This window comes from Micromonospora sp. KC723, from assembly GCF_004348595.1.
In the GTDB taxonomy this organism is placed as follows: domain Bacteria; phylum Actinomycetota; class Actinomycetes; order Mycobacteriales; family Micromonosporaceae; genus Micromonospora.
This window is the reverse complement of sequence record NZ_SMKD01000116.1, coordinates 1-17,990: the sequence shown is the minus strand read 5'-3', so window position 1 is coordinate 17,990 and position 17,990 is coordinate 1. Positions and strand designations below refer to the sequence as shown.

The window sequence follows — 17,990 nt, the reverse complement described above, 5'->3', positions numbered from 1 at the left end:
CACCCGAAGATCAGGGCGACGGCGGCGAGCAGCGCCACCACCGCGCAGACGTAGCCGGCCACGACGCGGCGCCGGTCCGGGCGGACGTGGTCCGGGTCCGGCAGCGCGTCACGCTGGTGCTGGCGGGCGAGCCGGACCAGGGCGACGGCGAACGCGCTGGACACGCGGCCCGGGTCGATCTCGTCGGCGGTCAGCGTCACCTGGACGACGAGCTGTTCCGGCGTCATGCCCCGGTCGAGCCGGTCGCGGACGTGGTCGACCATCCGGTCGAGCAGGTCGTTCCCGAGCGCGAGTTGCTGGTCGAGGTGGGCGATGTACTTGGGGTCGGTCATCGGGTGCACCTCCCCGGGGTGGGCGCGGCAGCCACCCCCGCGGCTGCCGCGCCCGGCTTGGCCCCGACCGGACCGGAGACGATGTGGGGATGCCCGGATGGGCGCGGCCCGGTCGGGGAGTCGGTGTGGCCGGTGAGGGCCGGATCGGTGCGCGGGCCGCCCGGCACGAGCGGCCGGGCGAGACGCGCGAGCAGGTCGTCGGTGCACGCGAGGCACGGGCAGAACGGCGGGTGCTCGTCGACGGCGACGGCCGTCGCGGCGGCGGCCGGGAACACCGGGGGCGTCACCGGTCCACCGCCGGACCCACGTCGATCTGGTCGCCGAACGGCATCGGGAGGATGCCGCGTGCGAACAGCAGCCGCGCGACCTCACCCACCGACACCACGTCGTTGGCGCGCAGCCAGACCGAGCCGCGCAAGCACCGGACGCCAGCGATCTGCTTGTACCGCTGCACCTCCAGCTGCCCGTCGTACAGGCTGACCCGCAGGTTGGGCAGGTCCCACACGTGCTCGACGGGCCCGTAGCCCTGGCCGGTGACGTCGGGGCCGCTCGCGTACGTGGCGTGCTCGGCGCCGACCTTGCGGGCGTAGCGGATCAGGTCGCGGATCTGGCCGACCTGGACCGGGTTGGCGAGCAGCGAAGTGGTGGCCACGGCGATCACTCCCCGGCCTGCGCGGCGGTGGCCGGCCCAGTGACGCAGCCCGTGCCCGCCTCGCGCGCCGCGATGTGCGCGGCTCCGGCGTCGGCGTCGGCGGCAGTGAACGGGCAGTACGGGCACGTCCATGCCTTGGCCGGCAATCCCCGGAAGATGACCGAGACGCCCTCACCGCGTTCCGGCTGACGCAGCTTCAACTGCACCTGCCGCTGCTCGCTGCCGGACCAGGTCAGCTCCACACCGAGCAGCTCCGAAACCCGCGACACCTCGCCTTCCGGCAGCACCGCGTTGACGTCGATGCCGTACCACGACCGGAACCGCAGCTCGTGCTGCTCGATCAGGTCGGCCAGCTCCCGCAGCCCGGCGACCAGCTGCACGCGGTGCGCACCCTCGACGGCGGCGGCAACCTCACCCTCGGTCGCCAGCCGGACCAGCACGTCGGCGTACAAACGGTCACCGAACGGCTCGCCCGCACCGACCGGGTTGACCATCACCGCGACCGTCGGGTGACCGTCACCGTCCCGGTACGGCAGGACGTAAGCGACCTCGGCCACAATGCTGCGGCTGATGATGTGCTGCCCGCGCTCCAGCTGGCCAGCGGGGACCCGGGTGACCTCGGGTCGGGTACTCTCCTGGGACATCGACCGTGTCCTTTCGTGGTTGGTCGGTGATCGCGCGGGCCGCCTGGACAGAGGCGGTCCGCGTCTTGCTTCGGTGGCCCGTGCCGGCGACGTCGACGAAGCCGGCACGGGCTCCAGCCAGACGGCCGGAGACTCAGGGCCGCAGCTCGTCCATGGCCTGCCAGAGGCGGGCCCGGTCGTGCTGCGAGGTCGTCGGCGATCTGTTCGTAGGTCAGCCGGCGGGCGGGCATGGGTTGATCTCCGTGGGTTGGGCCCACGGATCACACCATGTGCGGTATCGGACCTCAACACGATGCTTGACCTAGAAATCTAGGCTTTCTAGGGTACGGAGAGTGAGCGTTAGATGATCTTTTAGTCATAAGAGGTGATCCTGTGACACCCGCGCACCGGCACGCCAACCCGCCACCCATCGTCGACGGCGACGTATACCCCGCACCACCACGCCCGCCAGCACCCCGCATCAACCGCGCCCAGGTCTGGGAGATCGGGGCCGTCGCCGTCCTGGTCCTCGCGCTCATGGTCTACGGGATCGTGGCCCGGTGAGCGACAGACGGCCGCCCGGTCGGCCGACACCGCGAGCCGGCACCCGGCCAGCCGCTCCGCCACCGCTTCGGACCATCCGCCCCGGCGACACACTCCGCCTCACCCGCGCGGCCTCGCCCCAGTTCGCCCTCGCGGAGATGACCGTCCGGGTGATCGGGGTCCTCGAACGGCACACGTACGACGGCTGGCTGTGGATCGACGCCTACCAGCTCGGCGACACCGGCGACGCCGTTCAGCGCCGCGAGCTGTACCTGATGCCCGCTGGTGTTCAGTGGGTCGACCCGCCGCGGCTGACCGCGCGTCGGCGTCCGATCCGCCGTACGGTCCTGACTGTCGGCCCGTGAGCCGCGCGGGCCGCCACGTGTTGACCACAGAGAGTACGGTGCCCGCCATGACCAACAGCGCGCCTGCCACGTCGCCCCGCCGCGGTCGTCTGCTCTTCATCGCGATCATGTTGGTCGCGATGGTCGCGGCGGCCATCGTCGGTTGGAACATCGGCCTGCCGAACGACCCGGCCGGTCCCCGGCCGGCGAGCGTGTCCAGCTCCGCGCCTGCGCAGCCGAAGAGCGACCCGTACGAGACGTACCTGAAGCTGGCCCCATCTGATGCGCCGAAGATCAGCCGGGAAGACGCACAGACTCGGGCCCTGCTCGGTTGTGGCCAGTCGTGGGCGCCCGGCACGGTGGACGCGGCGCTGGCCGAGGCGTACGCGGACCTGTGCAAGCAACGCTGACGGGAGACGACAGCGCCCCCGCCGCCGTGAGGCAGCGGGGGCGTCCTCCGGCTGGCGGCCTGTCGGTCCGCGTACGGGTCGCCGTCAGGCTACTACGCGGGCCGGTTCGGTACCGCGTACACGATGCCCAGCCCGGCGAGAACGGCGCCGGCCACGATGGTCCATTCCAGCCGGGTGACGTGGTCGTCGGCGAGGGCGGTGCCCAGCGCGGTCAGGCCAGCGGTCAGTCCGCCGACAACGGCCTTGGCGTACGGCTTCCACTGCATGAGGTCCTCCTAGTTGACGAGCTGGGGCAGGACGGCGGTGCCGAGCGCCGCCAGGGACAGCAGCACCGCGGCGGCGGGTAGCGGCCACTGCCGGGACTCCAGTGACCGCAGCCGGGTTTCGTGGTCGCGCAGGTCTTCGCCGTGGCCGGCGCCCTGGTTGACGAGCTTGTTGACGGTGTCGCGGAGTAACACCACCTGGTCGTAGATGTCCCGGGGTGTGATCTGTACCGGGCCGAGCGGGTCGGTCATGACGTGAGCCGCCTGGCCAGCTCTTCGGCGACCTGCTCGGTGAGGGCCTCGGGGATCGCGGCGGCGATCCGCTCCGGGGTGAGTCCGGCGAGGACACCGGAGACGATGGCCTGCTCGTCGGTGTCACCGTCATTGGCCCGCGCCCGCGTCACCAGCTCGTTGAGCACGCTGAGGGTGGACATGCCCTTCGGGATGCCGCCGCCCACGTACTGCCACGGCAGGGCCCGCATCAGGCCGGCCACGGCCGGGTCTTTCAGGATGGCGGCGAACTGCTTGGCGTCCATGTCGTCCTCTCCGATCTGCCAGTCGCGGGTGTCGTCCGCGCGGGCGGTGTGCACGGTGCTCACGTGGATGTGGGTGTCGTGGGGGTCCGACCCGTCGTAGTCGTCCCACTCCCAGCCGTAGTTCGGGCCGGTGATCCGCCCGTTCGAGATGATGTAGCCGATGCGCGGGTCACGGCTGCGGCGCAGCTGCTCGGCCACCTCGTGTGCGTCCAGGCCGAGTTTCGGGGCGTGCGGGAAGTCCCTCGCACACACGACCGCGGTCTTGCCGAGCGCGGTGTAGTAGTGCGGGTAGTGGTCGCTGCTGCTGCTGTGCGCCGAGTCGGCGATCGACCCCCACGACACCGCCGGAGTGGCCGGCGGCACCGCACGCGGGAACGCGGCACGCAGCTGCTCGTTGAGCCGGTCCAGCGAGCGCACAACCCGCCACGACTGACCCTTGCGCCAAGCGGCCATCACACCGCCTCCTGGATTGTGACTTTCAGCCGCGTGTTGCCCACGCGGATCGCCTGGCTCGCGGCGAGGGTGCCGAGCAGCTTGATCGTGTGCGTGCCGGCGGCGCTGAGGGTGCCGTCCCACATCTGCGAAACGGTGTGTCGGTCGCTCGCGGCCGGGTCCGAGTTGATCGCCTGCCCGGCCTGGACCGTGCCGTCTACATCGCAGTAGCCGAGCATCAGCGCGGTGTTGGTGCCCTGCTGGTCGGCGTCGAAGACGGCCTCGCAGAACCACCGCGCGGCCGTCTCCGTCGTGAACGTGACCGACGCCCCCGGGACCTCCCCCTGGGTGACCGCACCGGTCAGTTCAGACGTCGATGACGCGGTGTAGTAAGCGGTTCGGAGCCGTCGCAGCAGCGCCGCAGTGATCCGCTGCCCGGATGCAATCGCCATCAGATCCTCCTCATAGCGCCGACACCGCCGGCTGCCATACGTCGACCGCGGTACCGGCCGGCCACGACCTCTGGATGCCGTTGACGCCGCGGGCTGAAATGGTGGCGGTCTGTGGGCTGCTCGTGCCGCTGATCGCCGAGAGCGTGACCCGCTCACCGCCCACCCTGATGTCGAGCGGGAAGTCCGTCGGGTCCGTCGTCCACGGGCCGTTCTCGGTGGTCGACGCCAGCGACAGCGACGTACCCGAGCTGGTCAGGTCCGCGCCGAGCGTGGATCCGTCGGCAGCTACCCGCTGCTCGCCGTCCACGACGGCCACGCCCCACGGTGACGACGGCGCCGCATTCCAGACAATCGACCAGTCGTAGCCGTCGATCGTCTCCGTGTAGCCCTGCACCATCACCCGGGCCGGCCCGGGAGGCAGCCACGCCGGCAGACCATCGATCGACGCCACGTCGCCGGTGTCGGAGAGCACCACCTGCCGCGTAAGGGCCTGGTCGGCGGCGAGCGTCTTCGCGGCGAGGTTGAGGCGGATACGCGGGTAGCGGGCCTCATCGACTGTGCCCAGGTGCAGCAGCCACGACGCGAGGTCGGGCAGCTGGTCGTCGGTGGCGACGTTGAGCGTCTCGGAGGTGGTGTACCGGCCGACACCGGCCGGCGGGTCCAGGACCGACAGTGGGCCGTCGAGTTGCACCGCCACCGACGACGCCCCGTCAGGGCGCGACACGGTGATGTCGTTGCGGGTCGCGTCGTCGTCGTCTGTCGGCTCGAACGGGGCTGAGATGTGCGTGTAGTCCAGCGGGATCGGTGTCTGGTTGTACAGGCTCGTCCGGGTGCGGTAGTGCAGACCACGATGCCCCCGCGCGTCGAGCAGGATCCCACCGTCGGCGGCGGCCGCGTCGCGCAGCGCGTCGAGCAGCGGCACGATCGGCTGCGGCCCGCACGCCGCGGTGTCGTCAGGCGCACCCCAGAACGTGATCGGGATCCCCGCCTCGCCGCACACGCGGACGATGCGCTCCCCGGCCTTCTCGCCCGCGTATGCGGTGGAGATGGCCGCGAAGTCGGCGCTGAGGAAGATCCGCTCGTTGTCGACGGCCAGGTGCGACAGCAGAGCATCCTGCAGGTCGCTGTTGCCTACCACCTCAACCCTGGTGGGGTGGCCGAGCGTGCCCGTGTACGTCCACGAAAAGGTCGAGAACGCGGGATCGCCGGCGTTGGCCACCCACGGCTGCCACGTGATCGTGTCGCCGGAACGCGACCACTCGACGTACATCATCAGCCAGTCGTCCGGAGGATTATCCGCGTTGTTGAAGTTGTGGTCCGAAACGGCGTCCCCGCCCTGGTCGTAGCCGACCCACCGGTACCCGCCGCCGGACATCTGGAAGTCCCACCGGGCCACCGTGCCGCCCGACCAGTGCACCCGCAGATAGGTTTGGTCTCCACCGGCCGGCATCTGTGCCAGCTTGATGAACACCAGCAGTGAGTACGTCGACGACCCGGGTCGTGGTGTCACGGTCGTCGTGATGGACGACGTCGCGGTCAGCTTCGCCACCGACCGGCTTCCCGGCAGCCGCCCCGATTCCTCGCCGTAGGTCACCTGAGAGGACGTGGCTGTGGTCGGCCTTGCCGTCGCCGGTGTCGGCCGGGTGGCGTCCGTCCCTTCCTCAAGCGGCAGATAGCCGGCAGGGTCGATAGACGACAGGGTGCGGCGCAGCGGAGACGTCACCGCGGTGCTCTGACTGAGCCGCCGGGTGATCCCGGCCGCGTCGACCGGCACCCACTGGTCCGTGCCCGCCAGGTTCCACCGCGACGGCCAGGACGACACCTCACCGTAGAAGCGGGCGCCCCGGTCGATGACCACGGCGCTGCTGTTGAGACTCCACGGGCGGCCCTGCGCATCGGTCAGCGACGTCTGCCCAGGCTGCATCAGCGTGAAGTCCGGCGACGCCACGAGGGTGCCGCCGATGCGCAGCTCGAAGCCGTACAGCTCACCGGCGGCCGGCGCCGCGGCGAGGCCGCCGAACGACCCGAGCTCAATGCCCGCAGTGGGGGCCTCCGCCACCGACGTCGCCCCAGCGGGACTCGAGTCCGCGCCCAGCTGCACCCACGGACCAGCCAACGATGCCGCGGTGTAGAACCGCACCACCCCCGTGGCCAGGGTCAGCGTCGCCCGCACCGCCAGCGCCCCGCCTGCCACCGATGGCACCGGCACCAACGCCCGGCGGCTGATCCGGCCCGCGGCACTGCCATCCGGTGACCACGTCAGCCCCAGACGGCCGGCGGCGTCCACATCGATGTACCAGGCGCGCTCGGTGCCGACCGCCCAGTACCGGCCGACCAGCTCGAAGAAATCGCCGGTCGCCCAACGGACCAGCCGCACCCACATCCGTATGTCCAGGTCGCCCGAGGTGTTGAGGCTCGCGTGGGCCGGGGTGGTCACCGCCGATGGGTTCTTCGCCGGACCCGACAACGCGACCGCCCCGGCGGCGCCGAGGTCACCGACCCGCACCCGGATCGGCGTGTTCCGCCCCAGCAGCCCGTAGTAGGGGCTGGCCGGGTTACGCGGCGAGTACCGGCCGCCAGCGTTGTTGAGGACCAGACTGCACTGGGTCAGGTCCGGCTCCCGGCCCTCGTTCGGCCGGCCGCGGGTGATGGTGATCCCGCCGCCCGAGTCGGCCACGGAATGTCGGACGTCGCCGGCGTCGAGCACGTTCACCCAGCCGAGAGTGTCGCCCAGGTACAGGTCCACCTCGGCCGCGACCTGAGTGTCGGGAAACGCCACGTCAGCTCCTCAACACGGCGACCGGGTCACCGCCGCGGTGCTTGATCGCGGCGCGCAGGATCTCCAGGAGCAGGTCATCGACGGACCGGCCGCTGGACTGTAGGACCAGCACTGAGCCGCCGCCGCCGGACGCGGACGGCGACTTGATCTGCTCGCCGGCCTGGAGCACGGCGAGGACGTTCTCACCGGGCCGGCCGGGCACCGTGCCGCCGCTGTGGAACGTGGGCAGCCGCGGCGCGGAGATGCTGTTCCCGCCGACGCCGGGCACCCAGCCCGGTACCGTCCACGACAGCCGGCCCACCGTCGCGTTCCACGCCCGGGACACGGAGTTGAAAGCCGACCGGAACGGCGACGAGATCAGCCCACCGATCTTCCCGAACGCCCGACCGATCTTGCCCGGCAGGCTGATGTACCAGTTGAACGCCGTCGTCGTGATCTTCTTGATCCAGTCCCACGCGGCCTTCACCGGCTCGCCGATCTTGCCCCAGATCGCCCCCCACAGATCTTGGAACCAGGTCGTCTGGGTCGCGATCCAGATGATCGCCCCGACCAGCGCACCGATAGCCACGATCACGATGCCGATCGGGTTCGCCGACATCGCGACGTTCCACGCCCACTGCGCGGCCGTCGCGATACCGGTAGCGGCGGCGCCAGCCAGCTGCGCGGCCTTACTCGCGGTGGTGGCGGCCGCGGACTTGATCGACGCCAGCGACACCGCGTTGTTGGCCATCGCGAGCAGGTTGAGCGTGCCGACCAGGCCGAGGGCGGCCGTGGACAGCAGCTCGATCTCCGTCCCAACCCGGGACAGCGTCGACGGGTCCGCCGCCTTCTGCGCATCGTTCAGGTTCAGCTGCGCATCCTTCGCGTCGCGATTCGCCTGAGCCATGTCCCGGCCGGCTTGCGCGGCGTCCTCGTTGGCCTGCGCCAGATCGGCCTGCGCCTGGCCGCTGTCGACCCCGGCCTGCTTCAGGTCCAGCTGCGCTTGCGCCAGGTCCTGCGCCGCCTGCCGGGCCTCGATGCTGCCCTTGCCGTGCTCCTTGACCGCGGCGTTGTAGTCCTTCTGCGCCTGCGCGGCGTCGATCGCCGCCTGCTTCTGGTCGAGCACAGCTTGTTCCGCGTCGACGCCGGCCTGCTTCGCGTCGAGCTGCGCCTGGTTGAGATCCAGCTGCGCCTGCTTCAGGTCGCCGAGGGCCTGCTCCGCGTCGAGGCCGGCCTGCTCGACGTCGGCCAGGGCCCGGGCCTGCGCCTGCGCCCGGTCCGCGCCCCGGCTCTGGAGCGCGGCCAGCGCCGACACGGTGCCGCCGGCGTCGCCGACCGCCGCGGACATACCGGCGGCCGTCGCACCGATCCGGGCCATGCGGCCGCTGTAGACGTCCGCCGAGCGGCCGGCGTCGGTGGTCTGCTGGCTGGCCCGGGCCGCCGCGTCCCCGACGCTCTCCGTGGCTGCGCTCGCCTGCGCGGCGGCCTTGTTCAGCTTCGTCGCGTCGCCGGCGAACGTCAGCGTTACCGCGTTCCCCGCCACCTCAGTCCACCTCCAGCCCAGCCGCCCGGATCACGGTCAGCAGCCCGTCCTCCAGCGCCTTCTGCACGTCGCCGTGGCGCTCGTGGAACGCCGGGTACACGTACCGGCCGCCCTTCTCGAACGTCCGGTACGCAGGCCGGCCCTTCACCCGGCCCTCACCGCCGTAGTCCAGCCACGGCACGTACGGCGCCCGCGACGACCCGGCCGACACCCGCGTCGCCGTCCGCGTCGACCGGGCCTTGACCGCGGCCTGCGCCCGGCCCGACCGGCGCGGCATCTTCCGCCGGGCCGTGTCGACGACGATGTTCGCGGCCTCGTTGTGCGCCAGCCGCAGACCCTTCGGAGCCTCCGCGTCGATCCGGCGCAACGCCCGGTTGATCGCGTTCAGCCCCTCGATTCGGATCGGCTCGACCACCGTCACGCCCGCTCACCTCCCCTGACGGGACCGCGCCACCAGCTCCTGCAGCTGGCGCCGCTGCGCCTTCCGCGCGTAGTAGATCGACCAGCGCACGAACTCGTCGTTGCTCATCCCCGCCTGCAACTCGCCGACCGTGCGGCCCAGCTTTTCGGCCAGGAAGAACTCGAACTCAAGATCAGGATTCGCCTCGAAGGCTTTTGTACGCCTCCTTGTCGGCGCGGCCGGCGATCCCGGACAGCTTGTTGATCACGTGGTTCAGCGCCTCGAGCTCGCCGAACGTGGCGACCTCGGTCCACTGGCGGACTTCGTCCTCGGTCAGCTTCGGGTCGACCATGGCCAACGCCAGCGCGGACGCCTCCGTGTTCTCGCCGTCGTTCGCCCGCCTACCGATGTCGAGCACCTCGGCGCGGGTCAGCCCCCGGACCCGCACGGTGCCGACGCCGGGCAGGTCGACGTCCTGCTCCGGGCAGCGGGGACGGAGCAGGGCCGCCTTGTCGATCGTCGCCACGTCACGCCTCCTGCGTGTCGTCGGCGACGTCGTCGCTGACCACGAACGTCGCGGACCAGGTCACCATGTCGGCCACCGGCGCCGTCTCCACGTACGACGTCAGCAGCCCGTCGAACGTCTGCACCGGCTTGCCCGCGCCCGCGCCCTCCACCATGCGCACGATCTCGACGACCGTGCCGACGAGCGGGTTGAGCACCGGGTGCGTGCCGGTCGTGACCGTGTTGTCGTAGATGCCGCCGCAGGTGAACTCGCCGTTCAGCAGCCCACCCCCATGCACCTCGGAGTTCTTGCCGTACGTGGTGTTGTTGTGGTCCGCCGACCCCCGGGTCATCTCCGACGTGTTGGTCCACGTCGAGATGTCGTCACCCCCGACCGTGATCTTGGTGAACCTGCCGTGCTGAAACGCCATGGCTATGCGCCCTTTCCTGTGATGTCGAGGTGGAACATCGCCGCCAGGTAGTCCGTGCCGGCGTAGGTGACGACGTCGAACTCCGCCGTCGCGACCCGCACCGAGTCGCAGCTGGTGTACGTGCGCGCCTCGATCGCCGCCTTGACGCTCTTCGGCCCGGACCCGTCCGCGTACTCGGCGATCGCCCGCCGCGCGGCCGGCTGCGTCGGTTTGGCGACCAGGACCAGAACCGGCCAGTCCTCGATCCGGTCCGACCCGCGCCCGTGCGTCGTGTCGTAGGTGATCGGGTCCGGAAGCGGGATCAACGCGAACGGCGGGTGGACGCGATCGACGCCCCACTCCGGCACGTTCAGGCCGTCGATCGTGCGCAGCGCGGCGCCCAGCTCGCCGGCGACGTCGTCGAGGTTCATGCCACCCTCCGCCGCCGCGACAGCCCGGCAAGCGTCGTGGCCACGTCCGGGTCGAGCCGCGACAACAGCCGCATCTCCGACCCGTCCGACGGCGACCCGGCGATCCCGTACGGCGAATGCCGACGCGACGACCACCGCGACACCTGAAGCTTGCACGCCTGGATCACCTGCGCCGGGATCTCCGGCCACCCCCACAGCGCCTCGACGACCACCGGCGCCCCCGGGAAGTCCGCGAACCCGAGCCGCTCGTACGGGCGGCCACGCAGCTCCGCGTCGTCGGGCAGCAGCACCGCGCCCGAGTCGGCGTACGCGACGCCGGCGACACGCAGCCCGGTCACATCCTGGACGTCGTCGATCTCCAGCAGCCACAGCCCCGACACCACGTCGTAGACCGCCGGCCGCCGGTACGTACGGGCTTCCGGCGCGTCGACGATCCCGAACTGCCGGTTGCACCGCTTGTCGACCGCGCGGGACGCAGCAGTGCACCACAGCGCGACGTCCGCCTCATCGACGCCCGGCGAGTACAACCAGTCGGACGCGGTCACCGCATCGAGGTAGTCACCACCCCAGGGCGCGGAGCCACCACTATCGCCAGCGGGTACAGCCATCGGTGCCCCCTCTCCTAGACGGCGACTTCGACGAGCGTGAGCCGGCCAACCCAGGAAATGGTCTTTCCGGCCTCACCGACGACCAGGAAGTGCAGGGTTCCAATGGACGATCCGGCGACCGAAAGGGTCCACGGGGCAGCGGCGGATGTTTCCGCCAGCACGGTGATGACGGGCGTGCCCACTACTGCGCTGTTTCCGGAGGCGGGGCGGCGCATCATGCCCTCCACGCGCCAGCTCTTGCAGTCCGCTGTCGCACCCTCGCGGGCCACCAGCAGCAAGGAAAACGCCACCGTCGAGCTGGGCAGCAGGTCGTACGCCGTGCCGCCCCCGGCGATGCCGAGGATCGTCGCGGTGGCGGTCGTGGTCTGCCGCGCCAGCGTGATCACGCTGGTCTGTGCGTCCCCGTCCTGAGCGAACCGGTGATTGGCCATCGCGTTCTGCCCGTAGACGCGGGCCCGCGCGTACCGGCCGAACGCCGTGGAGTAGTTGCCCTCCGCCTTGTTGTTCTGCCCGATCGCCAGAGCAGACGCACCGCTGACCGTGTTCGCCGATCCGAGCGCCACCGCGCCCGCCGCAGACACGGTGTTGTTCTGCCCGGCCGTGAAGCTGTACTGCCCGGAGGCCGTGTTGTTGCCGCCACCGGCGATCGTCGCCTGCGTCGCACTGGCCGTGTTGAACGTCCCACCAGAGATCGTGACGAAGTCACCACCGGTGATGCGGTGATCCGACCCGCCGGAGATCGTGGAGTGCGTCGCCGCCGCACTGATCGCGCTGTGATCCGACCACATCACGGACTTGAGACCGGCCGCCACGTTGTCGTAGCCGCCCACCGTGCAGTGATTCGCCGCGGTGCCGCGCAGGTCAGCGGGGTCTGCCGGGACGTTGCTGCTGGTCGTGCCGACGTTGGCGATGATCCCGTTGCCGATCACGTTCTCTCTGCCGGGCGTGCCACCTCCGACGATCGTCGAATCGATCACGTCGTCGGCGATCGCGTTGCCGGACCCACCACCCAAAATCGAACTGCGAACCGCGCCGCCCGCCTCATCGCGGATACGCACGACCGTCCCCGACACGGACCCCGCAACGGCAGCCGCCAGCTGGTCAATCCGACCATCAGCAGCCGGGTACAGCGGCACCATCGGCCCGTCCGGGCCCACGCGGGTGTACACCACGGGGTCGGAGCCGTCGGGGAAGCGGAACAGCTCGGCCTCGAAAGTCGAGCCGATCGTCACGTACGGGATCCCGTCGTCCGTCTCCGGCAGCGATGACACCCCGTCAGCGGCGAGCACATCCGCCGGCTCGGTGGCGTCCTCATCGGCGTAGAGAGGCACGACCGTCCCGGCGGGAACGAACTGCCCCCGCCGGGCGCCGCGGGTGTAGTAGAACACCCGCTGGTCCTGAGCCGGACCGATCAGCCGTGCCACCCTCTACGTCCCCTCAGAAGTTCCGGCGTCGCCGGTCGGTCCGGGCCAGCGCCCGGGCCAAGTTGGCCACCTGCTCGGCCAGCTCGGCCACCTGAGCACGCAGCTCCTCGACTTCGCCGGCCACCTGAGCCGCAGTCACCCGCGGCGTCTTGTCGTCCTCAGCCATGCCGCCCCCTTACGCCGTCGGGTCGACGCCACCGACCAGCAGGTCGGCCGCCTCGACGGCTTCCTCCCGGCTCGCGTACGTCGCCTTGAGGTAGCCGGTCCGACCGTCCGCGAGGTGCACCCGCACCCGCCACGGGTAGTCCACAGCGGGCTTATCCGCCAGGACAGCCGTGGCCTGATCCAAGTTCACGTACCCCTCGCTGACCGCCGCCGGGTCACCGGTCGCCACCAACACCCACATGCCTGTCACTCCCGTCAGGCAGTGGTGTAGATGACCTGGCGGACACCGTCGATGCGCGTGTTTGCCAGCGCCTTGTAGCCCCAGATCCCCAGGTCCACGAACGCGACCCGGTACTCGAACTGGAGACGCTGCGGCGCGCTGGCCCAGCCGTGCACGTCGTCCGGGTTGAACAGCCAGGAGTTCTTCGCCCCGGCCCCGGCCGCGCCGAGCGCCCACGACGGGACACCGGTCACGCCACCCAGGTCGATCGTGCCCCACCGCGGCGCGGCAACGCCGGTCGCGTTCTGCGGGCCGATGATCGGGTACAGCCGCCGGCCGGTCGAGTCGACCGCACCGACGAACGCCCGGTACAGGTTCTGGTGCACGGCGAACGCCCGGAACCGGTGACCACCGCGGGCGAACTGAAGATCCGCGTTGGCCGCGGACCAGGCCGCGTCGAGCACGTCGTCCACGACCGGCGGGGTGCCGGCCGCCGAACCGAGGTCGATGTCCGCCGCGGCGGTCAGCGTGTTGAGGAACGTGCCGGCGGCCGTCTCCAGCGCCTCGAACCACTCACGGTTCATCTGCCGCCAGATCAGCCCCGACAGCTGCGGCGAACCGCCCTGCTCCCACGCCTCCCGGGTGACCTCGACCTTGCCGGACAGGGCCGTCGGGGTGATGGTCTGGCTGGTCGCCTTGTACGTGCCGCCGGTCGGCTCGGTGCCCTCGGTGTGGTCGCCCACCAGGTCACCCGCGCTGGTGTTGTCGAACTTCGGCACCACGAACGGCGTGGCGTCGGTCAGGGTGCCCCGGTTGATGAAGTCCCACAGCGGGGTCGCGTAGTCGAGCTGGTCAACGAACATGTCCGGCCGCTGCCGTGCCGGGTTGAGCGCCGCCGCGTCCGCCTTGTCCACGTCGAACTGCGCCTCACCGAGCCGCGGCTTGTTGGCCATGGCCCCGTCGAACTGGCTGCGCATGAACTTGGTCGCCCGCTCCATCGCCTCGCCGTCACCGCGCGACGCGGCGATCAGGTCGGTCGAGAAGTCGTACTGGGCGCCCCGGGTGAGGTTGCCACCCCGGTCGAACCGGTACGGCAGCTCCTCCCGCACCTGCGACGCGGCCACGGTGCGGCGGGTCGGGTCGACCGCCTGCCGCTGCTCCGCCGGCTCGTTCCGGGCCGGGATCGCCTGCGGCACACCGAGCAGCGCACCCAGCTGACCGGCCTTGATCAGGCTGTCGACCTGCTCGGCGGACAGCGTCAGCGCACCGGCCGGCGCCGCCGGCTGCTCCGGCCGCTGCGGCTGCTGCGCGGCCACGATCGCCTGGATCGCGCCCGGCCGGGACAGGAGAGCGGTCAGCTGGTCCTCGCTGAGGTTCACGCCGGTGGCCGGCTGGTTGGCCGGCTGCTGGTTGTTGGAAGCGGTGCACGCCACGCCCTCCGCGTGGACCTGCCCGCAGGTGGCGCAGTGCATTCCTGCTCCAATCTCTCGGTTTGCTCGTACCTTGGTCACGCGCGCGTCATCGAACGCGGGCATCGGGGTGCTGCTGGTCTCGCGCCAGGTCGCCCGCTTGACGTCGTAAACCTGGTCCTTCTCGTTCCACTCGACGTCCCCGGACTCCGGGTCGAGAGCGAAGTCGACGCCGACGGAGAGCCCGTCGTACAGGCCGTGCTCCGCGTCGTAGAGCAGCTGGTCGCGCTCCAACTTCGCCGGGCTGCCCTCGGGACCGTCGAGCACCTTCAACGTCACCACCGGGCCGCGCCGGGTTTCCTTCACCGACGTGTGGATCCCGACCGGCGTGTAGTGGTCCTTCAGGTGCTTGATCCGGGACAGGTTCGCGTCGTCGTACTCCAGCGACCCCGGCAGGAACCGGAACGCCAACCCGTACTTGCGGGCGACCTTGTTGTACGGAACGGCCAGACCGGTGATCGTGCGCCGCTCGACGTCGACCTTGGCCGGCTCCGCCGCCCCGGCGAAGTCGGCGACGTCGAACGTCATCGCCGGCTTGCCGCCGTCGTCGGCGCTGGCCGTGAGCCGAACCACCGCCAGCCGCGACGCCTCAGCGCCCTCGGTCTGCTCCTGGTCCTCGCCGTCCCCCTCGGCCGGCGGGGCGGACGCAGCCGCGGCGGGCTTCGGCGCCGGGCCGGACAGGCCGGCCGCCGCGCGAATCTCGTCAGCGTCCATCACGCCCATGTCCTTCAAGCCCTTCCAGTACGTCACCTGCGCGCCGGGGTCCGGCTTCAGGTAGTCCGTCAGGTCGAACCGCACCGCGTGCCCGCGCCGGGTCACGTCGCCCATGGACAGCCGCTGCGTGATCGCCTGCATGTACGGCGCGTACGTCTCGTTGATCTTCGACGTGCGCCGGTCCTGCGCGTTGAAGTACGTCCGCGACGTCGTGCTCACGCCCAGGTCCTCGGGATCCACACCGAGCCCGTTCGCGATCTCCAGCGTCACCTGCCGTTGCAGCTCCACCAGCTGGATCTCCTGCGGCGACGGGCTGTTCACGTCGACCCGCTTCACGGTGCGCGGGATCCAGCCGGTGCCGCCGGCCTTCCGCGCCGCCTTCCACTCCGCCAGGAACCCGTCGATCTCGTCGTCTTCCATCGGGTCGACGTCCGGGTCATCGCCGTCGGTGAAGTAGTCCGTCGGCCTCGGGTTGTCGGCATACACGGCGGCCAGCTGGTCCAGCAGCAGCGCCCGCCGGATCGCCCGCGCGTTCGCCACCAGCAGCCCCGGGTTCGGGGAGTCGAACCGGATCAGCCGGTCCGCCGGCGTGGCCACCCCGTCAACCCACACGACCCTCACGCCGCGGGCGTCGACCCCGCTGGGGAACGGGTTCACCGCGCCGGTCGGCGGGTCCAGGCTCACCGTGCGCACGTCCAGGTGCCGCGCGGCGATCGGGAAGCCAGCGAAGTCCTGCGCGGTGATCAGCCACCAGGAGATACCGTCGAACGCGAGATCCTCGATCGTCTGCGCCAGCGTGACGACGTTGGCGACGTCGGGGTCGATCTGCTCCAGGAACGGGGACCGGACGATGTCCAGCCCCTTGTACTGCACCAGCGGCAGCGTCGCGATCGAGCAGAGCGAGTTACGCCCCCGCTGGACGGCCGCCACCGACAGCGCCTGCTCCCGCGACACGCGGCCCGGCACGCCGGCGTTCATCGCCAGGAACACCTGGTCGATCGGCCGAGGCGGCGAGTCGAACTGCGCGCCCGGCTGCTCGTCGAGCCCGAGGGGCCGCGGTAGGGACAGAAGCTCTCGCATCTGCTGACCTACCGCGGCGAGCCACCCCATGGCCGGGAGCGTACATGATCTTGCCTACGAATCATCAGCCAGACCGGCCCGAAACCTACGATTCTTCGCTCACGCCATCCGAGATCGGCGAGACACCTTCCGAACCTTCGGCAACGTCCGCGCCAGATGCACCGCACCCGCCACCGCGTACACCGCGTCAACCTGGCCGGCCTTCCGGGTGAACACCCACCCGCCGCCCTGCGTCAGCTTCTCCGCCTTCGCCACCTGAGCGTCGAGCATCTCCTGCCCGGAGTGCACCACCGTCCGCGCGGTGACCTCCTTCGCGAAACCCATCGCGGTCGCCGTCACCTCACCGCGGATCCCCTCGACCTGCACCCCGCGCGGCGGCCAGCCCCGGGCGCCGTCCTTCCGCCGGTCGGCCACCTTCGCCGCCACCGCCGCCGCCGGCCCCGACGGGAACCAACCGAGCACCTTCGGCCGGACCCGCTCCGCCCACGCCGGCAGCTCCCGCTCCAGCTGCGACGCCGCATCCGGCCCGGACCACTCGTGCACCGTCTCCACCCGCACCCGCTCGTCGTCGAGCACCACCGCCACGGCGAGAGTGGCGTGCTGCCCGTCGAGCGACAGGTCCACGCACGCCGCCAGCCGCTGCCGCAGCTCGGTGTCCACCGGCGCCGGCACCCGACAGTCCCGCCACGCCGCCGGATCGATCGCCAGGTTCACCGAGTCGGTCTGCTGGATGCACATCACCTCGGTCTTGAACGTGCGCAGCAGATCCCCGTCCCCAGCCTCAGCCGACGCCGCCGCCGCCCGCGCGTCGTTCAGCAACCGCACCGCCGACTTGCCGCCGGCCAAGCCCAGCGTCGGATTCGACTGCGCCAGCGCCCGCACATCCGTCGGGTCCGCGTCCTCCGGCGCCGACCACTCGAACAGGCCCAGCGACGGATCACCCTCGCCCGACTCGATGAACGCCAACGCGGCGGCCCGCAGGTCGTTGAACGGCACACCCTTCGGATCCGGCGTCGTCAACGCCCAGTACTGGGCATCCTCGAACGCATCCATCGAGTAATACGCGGCCCCGTACGCGTCGTAGTTGTACTGCTTCGCGAACTCGTCCGCGATCACCCGCCGGTTCGACATCGACCGGCCACCCTCAGCGTTGGACGCCGCGATCCCGTAGTGGCAGTCATCCGCCGACCACCACTCCTCCTCGCCGGTCGTCTTCCGGATCGCCCGCCGGTGCGGGTTCTCCGGCAGCCGATCCGGCAGCCGCCGCACCGCCAGGTTGAACGCCGACATCCACGGCTTCTTGGCGTACTTCGCCAGCGTGCTGGTGCCGAGAATGCTCGGGTGCTTCTCCTCGAAGATCCAGAACAGGGTCAGGTCCTCCACCTCGCGGGTCTTCCCCGACTGACGGCCCACCACCACGACCAGGCGCCGGAACCGCGGGATCCCGTCCGGCCGCAGCTCCCCGGCGTGGATGGACAACCACCGCTGCCACGGCCACTTCGGACGGCCCAGCCGCCGCTCGGCAAACTCGACCTCCCGGAACCCGTACGACGTCTCCGGCGTCAGCGCGCACCCGCAGCCACAGGGCCCAGGCGGGCCGGTCACCAGCGGCGGAGTCCACAGCCGCGGCGTGGTCGACCCGACCACCTCAACCTCACCGAGCGTCACCGTCACGGA

Annotated in this window: 23 protein-coding genes; 3 read left to right on the top strand and 20 right to left on the bottom strand. The window is 70.9% G+C overall.

All coding sequences use genetic code 11. The features are described from left to right. The 4 genes from E1165_RS22060 to E1165_RS22045 all read right to left on the bottom strand — a co-directional run. Positions 1 to 332: hypothetical protein (locus E1165_RS22060; RefSeq protein WP_132393669.1), on the bottom strand; the 332-nt coding region annotated here is incomplete at its 3' end. Continuing rightward, positions 329 to 619 (bottom strand): hypothetical protein, encoded by a 291-nt coding sequence (locus E1165_RS22055; protein WP_132349579.1) that lies wholly within the window; start codon positions 617 to 619, stop codon positions 329 to 331. The genes E1165_RS22060 and E1165_RS22055, both read right to left, overlap by 4 nt. Next, on the bottom strand, positions 616 to 984 hold the full coding sequence (locus tag E1165_RS22050) for a hypothetical protein (RefSeq protein WP_132349581.1): 369 nt from the start codon (positions 982 to 984) through the stop codon (positions 616 to 618). The genes E1165_RS22055 and E1165_RS22050 overlap by 4 nt, the downstream gene beginning before the upstream one ends. A 5-nt stretch (positions 985 to 989) precedes the next feature. Next, entirely contained in the window at positions 990 to 1,628 is a 639-nt protein-coding gene (locus tag E1165_RS22045) for a hypothetical protein (RefSeq protein ID WP_132349583.1), read from the bottom strand. Positions 1,629 to 2,000: 372 nt separating this feature from the next. Here E1165_RS22045 and E1165_RS29120 point away from each other — a divergent pair, with 372 nt between their 5' ends. From E1165_RS29120 to E1165_RS22035, 3 genes are all read left to right on the top strand, one after another. Beyond that, positions 2,001 to 2,171, top strand: coding sequence for a hypothetical protein (locus tag E1165_RS29120; protein WP_165945290.1), 171 nt, complete (start codon positions 2,001 to 2,003; stop codon positions 2,169 to 2,171). A 137-nt stretch (positions 2,172 to 2,308) separates the two neighbouring features. Then, complete coding sequence (locus tag E1165_RS22040) at positions 2,309 to 2,515, top strand: hypothetical protein (RefSeq protein ID WP_243704920.1); 207 nt, start codon at positions 2,309 to 2,311, stop codon at positions 2,513 to 2,515. 47 nt (positions 2,516 to 2,562) lie between these two features. Then, positions 2,563 to 2,904, top strand: coding sequence for a hypothetical protein (locus tag E1165_RS22035; RefSeq protein ID WP_132349518.1), 342 nt, complete (start codon positions 2,563 to 2,565; stop codon positions 2,902 to 2,904). A 92-nt stretch (positions 2,905 to 2,996) separates the two neighbouring features. On the opposite strand, the gene E1165_RS29115 is transcribed toward E1165_RS22035, so the two are convergent. From E1165_RS29115 to E1165_RS21965, 16 genes are all read right to left on the bottom strand, one after another. After that, entirely contained in the window at positions 2,997 to 3,170 is a 174-nt protein-coding gene (locus E1165_RS29115) for a hypothetical protein (protein ID WP_165945289.1), read from the bottom strand. Positions 3,171 to 3,179: 9 nt separating this feature from the next. Then, positions 3,180 to 3,419, bottom strand: coding sequence for a hypothetical protein (locus E1165_RS22030; RefSeq protein ID WP_132349520.1), 240 nt, complete (start codon positions 3,417 to 3,419; stop codon positions 3,180 to 3,182). Continuing rightward, entirely contained in the window at positions 3,416 to 4,156 is a 741-nt protein-coding gene (locus E1165_RS22025; RefSeq protein ID WP_132349522.1) for a hypothetical protein, read from the bottom strand. Before E1165_RS22025 ends, E1165_RS22030 begins: the two co-directional genes overlap by 4 nt. Next, positions 4,156 to 4,587 (bottom strand): hypothetical protein, encoded by a 432-nt coding sequence (locus E1165_RS22020; protein WP_132349524.1) that lies wholly within the window; start codon positions 4,585 to 4,587, stop codon positions 4,156 to 4,158. Before E1165_RS22020 ends, E1165_RS22025 begins: the two co-directional genes overlap by 1 nt. 10 nt (positions 4,588 to 4,597) lie before the next feature. Further along, a complete protein-coding gene (locus tag E1165_RS22015) occupies positions 4,598 to 7,366 on the bottom strand; it encodes a hypothetical protein (RefSeq protein ID WP_132393668.1) in 2,769 nt (922 codons plus the stop codon). A gap of 1 nt (position 7,367) precedes the next feature. After that, positions 7,368 to 8,888 (bottom strand): hypothetical protein, encoded by a 1,521-nt coding sequence (locus tag E1165_RS22010; protein WP_132349528.1) that lies wholly within the window; start codon positions 8,886 to 8,888, stop codon positions 7,368 to 7,370. Position 8,889: 1 nt separating this feature from the next. Continuing rightward, positions 8,890 to 9,309: an HK97 gp10 family phage protein gene (locus tag E1165_RS22005; protein WP_207915376.1), complete on the bottom strand. Its 420-nt coding sequence runs from the start codon at positions 9,307 to 9,309 to the stop codon at positions 8,890 to 8,892. 172 nt (positions 9,310 to 9,481) lie between these two features. Next, positions 9,482 to 9,814, bottom strand: a complete 333-nt coding sequence (locus tag E1165_RS22000; protein WP_132349530.1) for a hypothetical protein — start codon at positions 9,812 to 9,814, stop codon at positions 9,482 to 9,484. Between the two features lies 1 nt (position 9,815). Beyond that, entirely contained in the window at positions 9,816 to 10,223 is a 408-nt protein-coding gene (locus E1165_RS21995; RefSeq protein ID WP_132349532.1) for a hypothetical protein, read from the bottom strand. A gap of 2 nt (positions 10,224 to 10,225) precedes the next feature. Beyond that, positions 10,226 to 10,633 (bottom strand): hypothetical protein, encoded by a 408-nt coding sequence (locus E1165_RS21990; protein ID WP_132349534.1) that lies wholly within the window; start codon positions 10,631 to 10,633, stop codon positions 10,226 to 10,228. Next, positions 10,630 to 11,241 (bottom strand): phage gp6-like head-tail connector protein, encoded by a 612-nt coding sequence (locus E1165_RS21985; RefSeq protein WP_132349536.1) that lies wholly within the window; start codon positions 11,239 to 11,241, stop codon positions 10,630 to 10,632. The genes E1165_RS21990 and E1165_RS21985 overlap by 4 nt, the downstream gene beginning before the upstream one ends. Before the next feature lie 14 nt (positions 11,242 to 11,255). Continuing rightward, complete coding sequence (locus tag E1165_RS21980) at positions 11,256 to 12,665, bottom strand: hypothetical protein (protein ID WP_132349538.1); 1,410 nt, start codon at positions 12,663 to 12,665, stop codon at positions 11,256 to 11,258. 13 nt (positions 12,666 to 12,678) lie between these two features. After that, positions 12,679 to 12,831, bottom strand: coding sequence for a hypothetical protein (locus E1165_RS29110; protein WP_165945288.1), 153 nt, complete (start codon positions 12,829 to 12,831; stop codon positions 12,679 to 12,681). Between the two features lie 9 nt (positions 12,832 to 12,840). Next, positions 12,841 to 13,071: a hypothetical protein gene (locus E1165_RS21975; RefSeq protein WP_132349540.1), complete on the bottom strand. Its 231-nt coding sequence runs from the start codon at positions 13,069 to 13,071 to the stop codon at positions 12,841 to 12,843. A gap of 14 nt (positions 13,072 to 13,085) precedes the next feature. Next, positions 13,086 to 16,313, bottom strand: coding sequence for a phage portal protein (locus E1165_RS21970; RefSeq protein ID WP_165945287.1), 3,228 nt, complete (start codon positions 16,311 to 16,313; stop codon positions 13,086 to 13,088). A gap of 99 nt (positions 16,314 to 16,412) precedes the next feature. After that, on the bottom strand, positions 16,413 to 17,990 hold a 1,578-nt coding region (locus E1165_RS21965; protein ID WP_371687376.1), incomplete at its 5' end, for a hypothetical protein.

Bases quoted from the DNA above. Each gene is read 5' to 3' on its own strand.
- E1165_RS22045 (WP_132349583.1), bottom strand. From the start codon at position 1,628: ATGTCCCAGGAGAGTACCCGACCCGAGGTCACCCGGGTCCCCGCTGGC.
- E1165_RS22040 (WP_243704920.1), top strand. From the start codon at position 2,309: ATGACCGTCCGGGTGATCGGGGTCCTCGAACGGCACACGTACGACGGC.
- E1165_RS22035 (WP_132349518.1), top strand. From the start codon at position 2,563: ATGACCAACAGCGCGCCTGCCACGTCGCCCCGCCGCGGTCGTCTGCTC.
- E1165_RS29115 (WP_165945289.1), bottom strand. From the start codon at position 3,170: ATGCAGTGGAAGCCGTACGCCAAGGCCGTTGTCGGCGGACTGACCGCT.
- E1165_RS22030 (WP_132349520.1), bottom strand. From the start codon at position 3,419: ATGACCGACCCGCTCGGCCCGGTACAGATCACACCCCGGGACATCTAC.
- E1165_RS22025 (WP_132349522.1), bottom strand. From the start codon at position 4,156: ATGGCCGCTTGGCGCAAGGGTCAGTCGTGGCGGGTTGTGCGCTCGCTG.
- E1165_RS22020 (WP_132349524.1), bottom strand. From the start codon at position 4,587: ATGGCGATTGCATCCGGGCAGCGGATCACTGCGGCGCTGCTGCGACGG.
- E1165_RS21995 (WP_132349532.1), bottom strand. From the start codon at position 10,223: ATGGCGTTTCAGCACGGCAGGTTCACCAAGATCACGGTCGGGGGTGAC.
- E1165_RS21990 (WP_132349534.1), bottom strand. From the start codon at position 10,633: ATGAACCTCGACGACGTCGCCGGCGAGCTGGGCGCCGCGCTGCGCACG.
- E1165_RS21985 (WP_132349536.1), bottom strand. From the start codon at position 11,241: ATGGCTGTACCCGCTGGCGATAGTGGTGGCTCCGCGCCCTGGGGTGGT.
- E1165_RS29110 (WP_165945288.1), bottom strand. From the start codon at position 12,831: ATGGCTGAGGACGACAAGACGCCGCGGGTGACTGCGGCTCAGGTGGCC.
- E1165_RS21975 (WP_132349540.1), bottom strand. From the start codon at position 13,071: ATGTGGGTGTTGGTGGCGACCGGTGACCCGGCGGCGGTCAGCGAGGGG.
- E1165_RS21970 (WP_165945287.1), bottom strand. From the start codon at position 16,313: ATGCGAGAGCTTCTGTCCCTACCGCGGCCCCTCGGGCTCGACGAGCAG.